The 11,911-nt window shown below is 53.4% G+C and carries 11 protein-coding genes; 7 read left to right on the top strand and 4 right to left on the bottom strand.

The genetic code is table 11. The features are described from left to right. The 3 genes from HZS80_RS19150 to arsH are packed head-to-tail and all read right to left on the bottom strand — an operon-like array spanning position 1 to position 2,494. Positions 1-669: an NADPH-dependent FMN reductase gene (locus tag HZS80_RS19150; RefSeq protein ID WP_179916992.1), complete on the bottom strand. Its 669-nt coding sequence runs from the start codon at positions 667-669 to the stop codon at positions 1-3. Between the two features lie 15 nt (positions 670-684). Next, positions 685-1,761 (bottom strand): ACR3 family arsenite efflux transporter, encoded by a 1,077-nt coding sequence (gene arsB, locus HZS80_RS19145; RefSeq protein WP_179916991.1) that lies wholly within the window; start codon positions 1,759-1,761, stop codon positions 685-687. Between the two features lie 13 nt (positions 1,762-1,774). Then, entirely contained in the window at positions 1,775-2,494 is a 720-nt protein-coding gene (gene arsH, locus HZS80_RS19140; protein ID WP_179916990.1) for an arsenical resistance protein ArsH, read from the bottom strand. A 151-nt stretch (positions 2,495-2,645) separates the two neighbouring features. Here arsH and HZS80_RS19135 point away from each other — a divergent pair, with 151 nt between their 5' ends. The 3 genes from HZS80_RS19135 (at position 2,646) to HZS80_RS19130 (ending at position 4,849) form a co-directional block, all read left to right on the top strand. Then, entirely contained in the window at positions 2,646-3,059 is a 414-nt protein-coding gene (locus tag HZS80_RS19135; RefSeq protein WP_035563354.1) for an arsenate reductase ArsC, read from the top strand. A gap of 458 nt (positions 3,060-3,517) precedes the next feature. Continuing rightward, positions 3,518-3,664, top strand: coding sequence for a HAMP domain-containing protein (locus tag HZS80_RS24005; RefSeq protein ID WP_340162623.1), 147 nt, complete (start codon positions 3,518-3,520; stop codon positions 3,662-3,664). 39 nt (positions 3,665-3,703) lie between these two features. Further along, positions 3,704-4,849, top strand: coding sequence for an SLC13 family permease (locus HZS80_RS19130; protein WP_246362312.1), 1,146 nt, complete (start codon positions 3,704-3,706; stop codon positions 4,847-4,849). Positions 4,850-4,894: 45 nt separating this feature from the next. Here HZS80_RS19130 and HZS80_RS19125 read toward each other — a convergent pair whose 3' ends face one another. Next, a complete protein-coding gene (locus HZS80_RS19125; RefSeq protein WP_179916989.1) occupies positions 4,895-6,082 on the bottom strand; it encodes an acetyl-CoA C-acyltransferase in 1,188 nt (395 codons plus the stop codon). 117 nt (positions 6,083-6,199) lie between these two features. Here HZS80_RS19125 and HZS80_RS19120 point away from each other — a divergent pair, with 117 nt between their 5' ends. From HZS80_RS19120 to HZS80_RS19105, 4 genes are all read left to right on the top strand, one after another. Continuing rightward, positions 6,200-6,778, top strand: coding sequence for a TetR/AcrR family transcriptional regulator (locus HZS80_RS19120; RefSeq protein WP_035563366.1), 579 nt, complete (start codon positions 6,200-6,202; stop codon positions 6,776-6,778). A 189-nt stretch (positions 6,779-6,967) separates the two neighbouring features. Further along, on the top strand, positions 6,968-8,638 hold the full coding sequence (locus tag HZS80_RS19115; protein ID WP_179916988.1) for an AMP-binding protein: 1,671 nt from the start codon (positions 6,968-6,970) through the stop codon (positions 8,636-8,638). A 52-nt stretch (positions 8,639-8,690) separates the two neighbouring features. After that, the gene (locus HZS80_RS19110) at positions 8,691-9,458 is read left to right on the top strand and encodes an SDR family NAD(P)-dependent oxidoreductase (RefSeq protein ID WP_035563372.1); all 768 of its coding nucleotides are present in this window, start codon (positions 8,691-8,693) and stop codon (positions 9,456-9,458) included. Between the two features lie 242 nt (positions 9,459-9,700). Then, positions 9,701-11,506, top strand: coding sequence for an acyl-CoA dehydrogenase C-terminal domain-containing protein (locus HZS80_RS19105; RefSeq protein ID WP_179916987.1), 1,806 nt, complete (start codon positions 9,701-9,703; stop codon positions 11,504-11,506). Positions 11,507-11,911: the final 405 nt, after the last annotated feature.

The raw sequence follows: 11,911 nt of genomic DNA, 5'->3' as shown, positions 1-11,911 counted from the left end.
TTAGTTGCTTTCACTACCGGGCGCATTACGTTGAGAGGGCGCGGTTTTAAAGGCGGGCGATACCCGCGTTGGGTCTACCTGCTGTTTATAGCTAGCCGCGGCTTCAGCCCACCACATTAATTGGCCTAATGTACGGCCAAAGTAGCTTTCCCAGCGCGCCTGCTCTTGCTCAAATTGCCCGTCTTCGTTTAGCGCTTCCTGGGCTTTGGGTACGTGTACCATGGCCGAGACCGGCAGGCAGCCAAGCTCCGAGAGAAACGCACGCATGGCGACTGCCGCACGCACGCCGCCCCACTGGCCCATTGAGTAGGTCACGATGGCGCTGGGTTTAAACGCAAACAGCGATGCGCCGAAGTGGTTTAGCAAATGGCTAAGTGCTGGGCTCATGGAGTGGTTATATTCCGGGCTGAGCATCACGTAGCCATCGGCAGCGGCGATTTTATCAGCAAGCTCTGCTAAGTCTTCCGGTACGTCGGCTTTTGCGTAAGCAAAATGTGGCTTAAACGGGTCGCTTAAGTTTAGCGCTAGCGGATCAATAATTTCAGCCGTGGTATGCGGTAACGATGAAAGCAAGCGCTCGCAGGCCTTTGCCACCCGCTCGCCAAGGCGAGCCGGGGAGGGTGGTGTGCTGGTACGAGTTGAGCCTAGAAATATCAAATAGTGGGCCATAGCGCTTACTCCCAATTAATGAGCGTCTGCCGGAAAATGATGGCGGGTTTTATTGGCGATTCTTACCAGCGCGAGCATCAGCGGTACTTCGACCAATACGCCAACAACGGTCGCCAGCGCCGCGCCCGACTGTAAGCCAAACAGCGCGATAGCCGCTGCCACGGCCAGTTCAAAGAAGTTGCTGGCGCCGATCATTGCCCCCGGTGCGGCAATGTTATGCGGCAATCGCCAGGCTTTAGCCCAACCATAGGCAATAAAAAAGATTAGAAACGTTTGAATAATCAGCGGTATCGCAATCAATACGATATGTAGCGGATTATTCAGAATGACCTCGCCCTGGAAGGCAAACAGCAGCACTAGGGTAATGATCAAGCCAATCGGTGTGATGGGGCCAACGCGCTTCATAAACACATTGTCGTACCACTCGGCGCCGCGTTTTTTAATCAAGCTTTGCCGCGTTATATAACCTGCCGTCAGGGGGATCACGATATATAGCACGACGGATAGAGCCACGGTGTCCCAGGGCACCTGAATATTGGAGACACCGAGTAGGAAGACCACAATGGGGGCAAAGGCAAACAGCATGATCAGGTCGTTGAGCGCCACTTGTACCAACGTATAAGCAGCATCGCCGCGGGTTAAGTAGCTCCATACAAACACCATCGCGGTACATGGCGCGGCGCCGAGTAAAATCGCGCCCGCTAGATACTGACTGGCTAACTCAGCGGGAATAAATGGTTTAAAAATCACCATCAAAAATAGCCAGGAGATGGCAAACATGGTGAAAGGCTTGATTAACCAGTTAACCGACGTGGTGATGATCAAACCTTTAGGCTGGCGCCGTACTCCAAGCAGTGAGGTAAAATCAATTTGCGCCATCATGGGGAATATCATCGCCCAAATGAGTATTGCGACCGGAATGGACACTTGCGCCACTTCAAAGCGTGAGAGCGTTTCCGGTACCGCTGGCGCTAGCTGACCGACTAAGATGCCCAGCACAATAGCTAGCGCTACCCAAAGCGAGAGGTAGCGCTCAAAGACCCCCATGCCTTCGGCGGTAGAGGGTGATGCACTCTCTTCCAATGCTGACATACGAAACTCCTTATTAAATAGCGCGTTGGTTAACCCGTTTGGAAACTTCTTCAGCGCTCTCTTTGCGTTCTGAATAACGATCTGTGAGAAGATCGCTACGCTCGCGCACCAGCAGCGTGAATTTCACCAGCTCTTCCATAACGTCGACGATACGGTCGTAGAAAGGGGAGGCTTTCATCCGGTCGTTATCATCAAACTCCATAAAGGCCTTGGGCACTGACGATTGATTGGGAATTGTCAGCATGCGCATCCAGCGGCCTAAAATGCGTAGTTGATTGACCGTATTGAAGGACTGCGAGCCGCCGCAAACCTGCATCACTGCCAATGTTTTGCCTTGTGTCGGGCGCACGCCACCTAGCGAAAGCGGAATCCAATCTATTTGCGCTTTCATAATGCCGGTCATTGCGCCGTGACGTTCAGGGGAGCACCACACCATCCCCTCTGACCATTGGGCCAATTGGCGTAGCTCATCGACTTTGGGGTGGCTGGCATCTTCAGTATCCGGTAGCGGTAGCCCACTAGGGTCAAAGATTCTTGTTTCTGCGCCCATGGCGTTTAGCAGGCGGGCAGCTTCCTCAACCGCTAGCCGACTGAAAGAGCGCTCGCGAAGGGAGCCGTACAGGAGCAATATTTTCGGTTTGTATTCAGCGCCTTGAGGTAGTTTCAGCTGTTCGTTGCTAGGTGCTTTAAAGAGTCCAGAGTCGATATTGGGTAAATCATTGAGTGAGGTCATTGCGTTCTGCCTGTTTCACTGCATGTTAAGTTCATAGTGCCATCATATATGTTTTTTCGTATATTTCTAGCATTGGCGTATGTTTGCAATATTGCCGTCATGAATCCGGCGTAAAGTGACAGGCATTAACTACATAAGAGGCTGTTTATTTATGACGAAGCGCCGTGTGTTATTCCTCTGCAATGCTAATTCTGCACGCTCGCTGATGGGAGAGGCGCTGCTTCGCCATTTGGCAGATGATCGTTTTGAGTCGTTTAGTGCTGGTTCTGAACCGGATGAGCCCCATGCATTAACGCTGGAGGCGCTCCGCAAGCAGGGTCTACCCACAGAAGGTTTACGCAGTAAGTCTCTGGATGAGTTCGAGAGCGAGACTTTCGATTACGTCATTGTTCTGTGTGATAAGGCCCAGCAAGCCTGCCGGGATTGGCAAGGGCAGGCGGGCGAAGTGCTGTTCTGGGATATTCGCGACCCCCGTCTGATTGGCAAGCCTGATGCTTATGAGCAAGCATTACTAGAAATTCGTCGACGTCTGCATCTTTGGCTACCCCTGCATAAGTCTGCGTAATTCTACTAAAAGGGGCAGGTCGAGATGAAATAGATCAATAACTTAGCGTCAAAGTGAGCTGGGCGCTTGTGCTGTTAGCGTTCAGTGGTCTGGGCGGCGTCATTGGTGCTGTCCGCTAACCATTTTGGCCGAGAGGCGTTTACATCGCTCCATGAGCGGGACATGGCGCAAATCCTTGAGTGACATGGCACTTTACTCAATTTGCAGCGAGTGACTTTGATGCAGATCAACTGGCTCTGGTTGATCAATTAGCTGCCCCCTATCGGTCTTTCTTTAATAATCTCAGTTTACAGATGATGGTGCTTGAGGAGCGCGATGTTCCTGGATTTCTGTCAGGGGAATCGCGTGTGGATGAAAGCAGCCAACGATTTGTATCGTGTGCCGAGACCTTTTAGATGCCTCAAGCCAGCGAGGTAACCACCGCTTGTGCGTTTTGAGCAAGTGTCATCGTTACTGTTGTGGGGGTGATAGCCGTGCTGGGGACAGCGCTGCTAGTGGTAGCTGTGGTCGCTTGGGGTGTGCGTAACAATGTGCTGCGTCCCTTAACCTCGATTACTCGTCATTTTCAGCGTATTGCTAAAGGGGATCTATCTGCACCTGTGTAGTCAGCGCTATCATGCGTTTTTCTCTGAGCGACTTATCTTTTGCAATTGATCCAACGGCTCATCTCGCCCGTCGTCTTTATCTCTCAGCGTTTACTTTACGATCCTATGCTGCTCTCGATGAGCGGCCTTTGGGTCGTTTTGTGGTGGCTGCAACCTCAGCCATTGTCTGATATGGCTGAGCGGGTGCATTGGAGCACGCTTGCTGTGTTGACCGGACTTATGCTGCTCAGCCGGTCGTTGGAGCTCAGCGGTTATTTAACGCTCTGGGGGCGCCAGTTATTGGCTCATCTTAGTGAGGAAAGGCGCCTAGCGGTTAGTTTGGTGCTGTTTTCAGGCCTGCTTTCTGCCGTCGTCACCAATGACGTAGCTCTGTTTATTGTAGTGCCACTAACCCTTGGCCTCGCCAGAATGACGACGCTGCCTATTGCGCGTTTAATTGTGTTTGAAGCGCTGGCGGTAAATGCAGGGTCATCGCTGAGCCCGATTGGAAATCCACAAAACCTTTATCTATGGCAGCTTTCAGGCCTACGCTTTGGCGAATTTCTATGGGTAATGCTACCGCTTAGTATTGGCCTAATGCTATTGCTATTGCTCTTGCTGCTTGTTCCTGTGGCGTTTCCAAAAGCGCCGATTCATTTGAAGTCAGCTTCTCTTGGAACAGCGGTGCGGCAACAAAAGCCGCTATGGGCCGCGCTGATCGGCTATCCGCTTTTTTTGATTGCGGTGGACATGGGCTGGGTGTTGCCAGCGATGGTAGGCGTAATACTAGTGATGTTATTCGTGGCCCGGCGAGCGGTGTTCAGTATTGATTGGCTGCTACTGGTAGTGTTCGTACTAATGTTCATCAATTTAAGTGTTATCGGTGAGCTAAGTGTCGTTCAGCAGGCAATTAACATGATGCGCCAGTGGCCTGGTGGCGATATCAGCGTAGGTGTGCTGCTTTCACAGGCTGTTTCCAACGTACCGGCAACGCTGTTACTTGCGGAGCAGAGTGAGTGGCAGCCGCTTGCTTGGGGCGTCAGTGTTGGCGGCTTTGGTTTGGCGATCGGTTCAATGGCTAATTTAATTGCCCTGCGTTTAGCTCGCCAGCCGGGCATTTGGACAGAATTTCATCGTTGGTCTCTACCTATGTTAGGGCTTGCTTGGCTGTTTGCTGTGCTATGGAAAAATGCCCTGTCGCTATAGCGCCAGGGCATTACCCTCTCGGGATTAGATCCTCACGAGGAGTGGTTAGTCGATGAGCTCCACAGCCACCGCCGTCGCCTCTCCACCGCCAATGCACAAGCTAGCGATGCCGCGCTTGCCACCTTTAGTGCGCAGCGCATGAATGAGCGTGGCGATGATGCGTGAGCCGGTAGAACCTATCGGGTGGCCTTGGGCGCAGGCGCCGCCAAACACATTGACCTTGTCATGGGGGAGGCCCAAGTCATCCATGGCCATGAGTGTGACCACCGCAAAGGCTTCGTTAATCTCGAATAGATCGACGTCATTCACGCCCCAATCGAGCTTTCTCATAAGCTTCTCAATCGCACCCACCGGGGCAATGGTGAACTCGCTAGGGTGTCGCGAGTGAGTTGTGTGGCCTAGCATACGCGCTAGCGGCTTAATACCTTGCTGATCGGCAGCTTCCTGGCTCGCCAAGATAAGTGCCGAAGCGCCGTCGGAAATTGAGCTGGCGTTGGCGGCGGTAATCGTACCGTCTTTGGCAAAGGCGGGTCGCAGCTGGCGGATTTTGTCGAGCTTGGCTTGGAAGGGCTGCTCATCGTGTTCGACAAGGGTTTCGCCCTGACGAGAGGTGACCATCACCGGTGCCATCTCTGCGCTTAGGTGGCCAGAGTTGGTGGCGGCCATGGCACGCTCAAGGGAGGCAATAGCAAAATCATCCAGGCGCTCGCGCGTGTAGCCGCGCTGAGTAGCCACATCCTGGGCAAATACGCCCATTAATTTGCCCGTTTCGGCGTCTTCCAGTCCATCCAAAAACATATGGTCTTTCAGCTCGCCGTGTCCCAATCGGTAGCCACCGCGTGCCTTAGTCAGCACGTGTGGGGCGTTAGACATAGACTCCATGCCGCCCGCCAGCAAAATATCACCACTGCCTGCCTTGATTAGGTCGTGGGCAAGCATGGTGGCTTTCATGCCCGAGCCGCACAGCTTATTGATCGTCGTGGCGCCATTGGCGTCGGGAATACCTGCTTGTCGCATTGCCTGACGTGCTGGGCCCTGTTTAACGCCTGCAGGCAGTACACATCCCATAATGCCCTCGCCGATCGCAGCAGGGTCAATGCCTGACGCTTCAATCGCTGCTTTGATGGCAACAGCGCCAAGCTGTGGCGCCGTCATGCTCGCCAGGCTGCCCATCATGCCACCCATCGGCGTGCGTTTGGCAGCGAGAAAAACAACATCGGTGGGGTTACTCATGGCCAATCTCCTTCAGGATTATTGTGATTATCATGCCAAGTGGTGGTTGATACGTTGACCCGTAGACGGTGCTGTGGTTCTCTCCAGAGTAACCAAGCAAGCGCTAGTGTAAATGACATGAATGTAATTAATGCATCCCCTCGCCGCAAGGAATTGACGCGCCTCGCTGCTCAGCTATTCGTCCAAGAGGGCTTTGATCGCACAACGGTGCGTATGCTGGCGCAGGAAATGGGTATTAAGTCCGGTAGCTTGTTTCATCATTTTAAAGATAAGCAGGAAATCCTCGCTGCGGTCATTGAAGAAGGCACGCAAAATGCCTTGGTGATTGCGCGAAAAGCGCTGAATGAGTGCGCCGCCGAGCCTGAAATACGCCTACGCACCATGGCGCGCGCCCATCTCGAAACCCTCTTTACTGACCGCAATGCCCATGTGGTGGCACTGTTTGAATGGCGCCGACTCGACCCGGCGGCCAGTGCTCATTTGAGCCATTTACGGGATGCTTATGAAGCGCTGTGGGTCGCTGTTATCGACGATGCTTTGGAGGCTGGCTTGATCCATGGCGACCGCTTTCTTGTCTCGCGCTTTGTGTTGGGAGCGCTTAACTGGACAGTGCGCTGGTACGACCCCAGCGGGCCACGCTCGCCTGATGACCTCGCTGACGAGCTGGTTGCCATGATTATGCCTACCTCAGCTTGATGCTCCCCTGACCTCGGTCTCGACCAACGTCTAACGCTACAACTTAGAACAGTGCTTGCTCTCTGCGCCGTTTACTTTTAGCGTTGCTATTATCTTTAAGCTTACGTTAACGTCAACGGATAAATATAACAACACTGCTTGCGCCTATTCTCACTACGAGCTCATTTCCAATAACACAAGAGAGCCATCATGACAGCGACATCACATTCACTGCCCGACTACCACCACTACCTCGATAACTTTTCCGTGGATAGCGTTATCGCTCGCCTGGATGATCACCGGGACGGCCTGCTAAACGCCTTTGAGGCCTGCTGTGGACGTCATGTTCGCGCTGGCCGCGGCGATTTGCTGGCGCTGGTTCAAGAGGATTCTCAGGGTGATATGCATACCCTGACCTACGCCGAGCTAGACGAGCAGAGCGCCAAGCTGGCGGGGTGGTTCCAATCTCAGGGGTTGGGTATAGGCGACCGCATTGCTTGTATGCTGCCGCGGTCACCACAACTATTGATTGCCGTGCTCGCCACTTGGCGTATTGGCGCGGTTTATCAGCCCCTGTTTACTGCCTTTGGCCCCGATGCGGTGGACTATCGGCTAGGCCGTGCTGGCACCAAATTGGTGATTACGGATCACGCTAACCGCTATAAATTCGATGGCCTTAGCCAATGTCCACCGGTGCTGGCAGTGGGTGGGGCGACCAGTGAGCATGCTGATGATCACGACTGGCGAGCAGCGTTGACGCATACGTCAATGAGCGACAAGCCACCTAGGCTCGCGCCTGAAGCACCATTTCTGCAAATGTTTACCTCTGGCACCGTGGGCAAACCGAAAGGCGTTGCCGTTCCATTGGCAGGGATGACCGCTTTTGCGATATATATGGAGCTGGCCATTGACCTGCGTGATGATGACCGCTTCTGGAATATGGCCGACCCCGGCTGGGCCTATGGTCTCTACTATGCGATTGCCGGGCCTTTACTGCTTGGCGTGACGACGCATTTCTGCGAAGCAGGGTTTAGCGCCGAGGGGGCGCTGGCGTTTATGAAGCGCCATCACATTACTAATTTTGCTGCCGCGCCGACCGCTTATCGGCTAATGAAAGCGTCAGGCCTGTTTGATGATGCACATGAAACGCTAGAGCTACGTGCGGCGAGCTCGGCGGGCGAACCTCTTAATACTGAAGTGGTGACATGGGTGGAGAAGTCGCTGGGCTGTCCGGTCATGGATCACTACGGCCAGACCGAAACCGGCATGACGTGCAATAACCACCATGCCCTTGACCATCTTAAGCATGTGGGCGCAATGGGCGTGCCGATGCCAGGTTATCGCCTGGCGATTTTGGACGCGGAGTATAAAGAGCTGCCTGCCGGGGAGCCTGGTGTCCTTGCCGTCGATATCAAGAATTCCCCTGCGCACTTTTTCCAGGGCTACACCTGGCAAGAGAAGAACCCCTTTGTGGAAGGCTATTACCTGACTGGCGATGTGGTTATCCGCAATGAAGACGGTACCTTTCAATTTGCCGGGCGTGATGACGACATTATTACCACGGCGGGTTACCGGGTAGGGCCTACGGACGTAGAGAATAGCGTGATGACGCATCCTGCGGTCGCCGAGTCAGCGGCTGTGGGGCAGCCTGATGAGATCCGCGGCGAGGTGATCAAGTCGTATATCGTTCTCCGCGAAGGCTATGAGGCCAGTGACGAGCTTGCTGATGAAATCAAACAGCGAGTGCGCGAGCGACTTTCGACCCATGCTTTTCCACGCATTATTGAGTTTGTCGATGAGTTACCCAAAACCCCTAGCGGCAAAATTCAGCGCTTTAAATTACGTGCCCAGGCGGTAGAAGAAGCCAAAGCTAGCGAATAAACCCATCTACTATATGTGGCTGCCATTCATAACAAACATAGGGAATGCGGAGATGCAGGTTAAGGAGAGGACATTTTTAATTACCGGGGCCGCTTCGGGGTTGGGGGCGGCTACCGCGGAGCGCTTAGTCGCTGGAGGTGCTCGCGTCGTGTTGTGCGACCTAAATAGCAGCGTAAATACCCATGCCCAGCAGTTAGGGGCAAACGCTCGCGCCATTCTGGCGGACATTACTTCAGGCGAACAGATGCAGCAGGCCGTAGATGCGGCGGTAGCGCTGGGTGGCGAGCGTGGACTCTCCGGCGTGGTTCACTGCGCGGGGGTGGTGAGCGTAGCCAAGCTGGTTGATCGCGAAGGCAACCCAACTGATTTAGAAAGCTATATGAAAACGGTCAATATCAATCTGGTCGGCACTTTTAACGTCATGCGCCTTGCGGCTGCCGCAATGGCTAAAAATGCGCCTAATGAGAGTGGCGAGCGCGGGGTGATCATTAATACCGCTTCCATTGCTGCTTTTGATGGGCAGGTAGGGCAGTGCGCTTATAGTGCCTCTAAAGCGGGTGTTGTGGGTATGAGCTTGCCAGCAGCGCGGGAATTGTCGCGTCATGCTATTCGCGTAATGGCCATCGCCCCTGGCGTATTTGAAACGCCGATGATGAGTGAAATTCCCGACGAGGCGGCCCAGGCACTAGCGGCGGCGGTACCTTTTCCTAAGCGTTTAGGTAAGCCAGATGAGTTTGCTCAATTAGCCGAGCAGATAATTACCAATCCCATGCTCAACGGTGAGTTGATTCGTTTAGACGGCGGCATTCGCATGCAGTAAGACGGTGGTAAGTAGGTGAAAGAGAGATAAAAAACTCGTCGGCTTTTGGTTGACGAGTTTTTTATTACTAGTACCAGGGGGTTATAGGTTGGGCGACCAAAGTTCTAGGGAGTTTTTAGGCTAAATTCAAACGCCTGCTTGACTCTGAGAGGCGCTCGCGCTAATTTTCAAACATGTGTTTGAAAGCCGTGAGCTTATATGTACTGATCGGCTCTCAACCCCCCCCCTTTAGGAGAAGTGCGATGCCCAGCTATCAAGCCCCTATTCGTGATATGCGTTTCGTTATGGACGAGATGCTTGACTACCCCGCTCATTACGCGCGCCTACCAAACGGTGACGATGCGTCGCCAGATGTTGTCAGCGCTATTTTGGAAGAGGGTGCACGCTTCGCCCGCGACGTACTGCTGCCGATCAATCAGAGTGGCGATGAAGAGGGGTGTTTGCTGGAAGGGGGCGAGGTCAAAGCGCCTAACGGTTTCAAAGAGGCCTACCAACAGTACGTAGAAGGTGGTTGGCCGAGTCTGGCTGCAGATCCTGCTCATGGGGGGCAGGGGCTGCCGCCTTCATTGGCGATGTTGCTGTCGGAAATGATCTGTGCGACTAACTTGGCGTGGGGTATGTACCCAGGGCTCTCCCATGGCGCAGCGGATGCATTGCGTCACCATGGCACGGATGACCAGAAGGCAACGTACCTTACCAAGCTGGTAGAAGGGGTATGGACAGGCACCATGTGCCTAACCGAGCCACACTGCGGTACTGACCTCGGCTTGATCAAAACACGAGCGGTGCCCGCCGATGGCGACGCCTATGCGATTACCGGCACCAAAATCTTTATCTCCGCCGGTGAGCATAATCTGGCTGAAAATATCGTCCATTTGGTATTGGCAAAACTGCCCGGCGCACCGGAAGGCTCTAAAGGTATCTCGCTATTTGTAGTGCCCAAGTTCTTGCCTGATGCTCAAGGTGATGTGGGTGAGCGTAATGGCGTCACCTGTGGTTCGCTCGAGCACAAAATGGGCATTCATGGTAATGCCACCTGCGTAATGAACTTCGATGGCGCAACCGGTTACTTAGTAGGGCCGCCCAATAAAGGACTGGCGTGCATGTTCACCATGATGAACGCAGCGCGTCTCGGGGTGGGTATTCAAGGGCTGGGTTTGATTGAAGCCAGTTTTCAGAATTCATTGAGCTATGCTCGCGATCGGCTACAGATGCGCGGCTTATCGGGAAAGCAGGCGCCTGAAAAGCCCGCTGATCCGATTATCGTTCACCCCGATGTCCGCCGCATGTTGCTGACCCAGAAAGCCTTCGCCGAAGGCGGGCGTATGCTGGTGCTTTATGCCGCGCAAATGCTCGACGTGGTGGAGCATGGTGAGCCGGGTGAAGAGCGAGATCACGCTGAAACCCTGCTTGGTTTGCTAACGCCTATTGTTAAGGCTTTCCTGACCGAAGTTGGTTTTGAAAGTACCAACGAGGGCGTACAGATTTACGGCGGTCATGGCTTTATTAAAGAGTGGGGCATGGAGCAATTGGTGCGTGATGCGCGTATTACTCGACTCTATGAAGGCACCACAGGCATTCAGGCGCTTGATCTGCTGGGCCGTAAAGTGCTCATGAGTCAAGGTGAGTCGCTAAAGGTTTTCACCAAAGAGATCCATAAATTCTGCAAAACCGAAGCTGACAATCCAGCCCTTAAGGAATTTGTCGAACCACTGGCGAAGCTCAATGCAGAGTGGGGCGAGCTAACCATGGGCGTGGGTATGAAGGCGATGCAAGACCGTGAAGAAGTCGGCGCGGCGAGTGTTGATTACCTTATGTATTCAGGCTACGTCACGCTGGCCTATCTATTTGCCCGCGCGGCCAAGCAGGCATCTACATCGCTAGAGGGCGACGATAAAGCTTTCTATGCCGCTAAGTTGAATACTGCCCGTTTCTATTACCAGCGGCTATTGCCGCGCACCAAGGCTCATGCGCAGATGATCCAGTCAGGCGCTTCCAGCCTAATGGCTATCTCCAGCGAAGATTTTGGTTTGGGTTTTGAAATTTGAAACGTCGATTACTGAAGGCGTGAGCTAAAGCACGCCAACAGGCACTCTCTGGTCAGGTGTTCTGATCGGTGGTTTGCGGCAAAAGGGCAATCTTTTGCCGCTTTTTTATACGCAATACGTCTTTTACTTGCTATCTTGATAGTGAGGCCTTAAAGTACGCATCCGCTGCCGGGGACGCCAAGCGTTTCCAGCGGTGAATGAAGTGTAAAAGCTTCGGTTTGTCAGGAGGTTAGAGCAGATAGTAGCGTTCGCCTCACTCGCTAAAAAACAGCGATTGACAAACACCAGGAACTGCGTAGAATACGCCTTCCTCGCTGCGGCAAGCTAGTTCAACGGTTCGCCAGTCAAACACAGCGAAATCGCTCTTTAACAATTTGATCAGGTAATTCATGTGGGCGCTTGCTG

This window comes from Vreelandella glaciei (assembly GCF_013415125.1).
GTDB lineage: Bacteria > Pseudomonadota > Gammaproteobacteria > Pseudomonadales > Halomonadaceae > Vreelandella > Vreelandella glaciei.
Note: the sequence above shows the minus strand (reverse complement) of the source record. Positions and strands in the feature narration are given on the sequence as shown.

What these genes read in the sequence shown, in the direction of transcription:
- HZS80_RS19150 (WP_179916992.1), bottom strand. Translation starts at nt 669, where the DNA reads ATGGCCCACTATTTGATATTTCTAGGCTCAACTCGTACCAGCACACCA.
- arsB (WP_179916991.1), bottom strand. Translation starts at nt 1,761, where the DNA reads ATGTCAGCATTGGAAGAGAGTGCATCACCCTCTACCGCCGAAGGCATG.
- arsH (WP_179916990.1), bottom strand. Translation starts at nt 2,494, where the DNA reads ATGACCTCACTCAATGATTTACCCAATATCGACTCTGGACTCTTTAAA.
- HZS80_RS19135 (WP_035563354.1), top strand. Translation starts at nt 2,646, where the DNA reads ATGACGAAGCGCCGTGTGTTATTCCTCTGCAATGCTAATTCTGCACGC.
- HZS80_RS19125 (WP_179916989.1), bottom strand. Translation starts at nt 6,082, where the DNA reads ATGAGTAACCCCACCGATGTTGTTTTTCTCGCTGCCAAACGCACGCCG.
- HZS80_RS19120 (WP_035563366.1), top strand. Translation starts at nt 6,200, where the DNA reads ATGAATGTAATTAATGCATCCCCTCGCCGCAAGGAATTGACGCGCCTC.
- HZS80_RS19115 (WP_179916988.1), top strand. Translation starts at nt 6,968, where the DNA reads ATGACAGCGACATCACATTCACTGCCCGACTACCACCACTACCTCGAT.
- HZS80_RS19110 (WP_035563372.1), top strand. Translation starts at nt 8,691, where the DNA reads ATGCAGGTTAAGGAGAGGACATTTTTAATTACCGGGGCCGCTTCGGGG.
- HZS80_RS19105 (WP_179916987.1), top strand. Translation starts at nt 9,701, where the DNA reads ATGCCCAGCTATCAAGCCCCTATTCGTGATATGCGTTTCGTTATGGAC.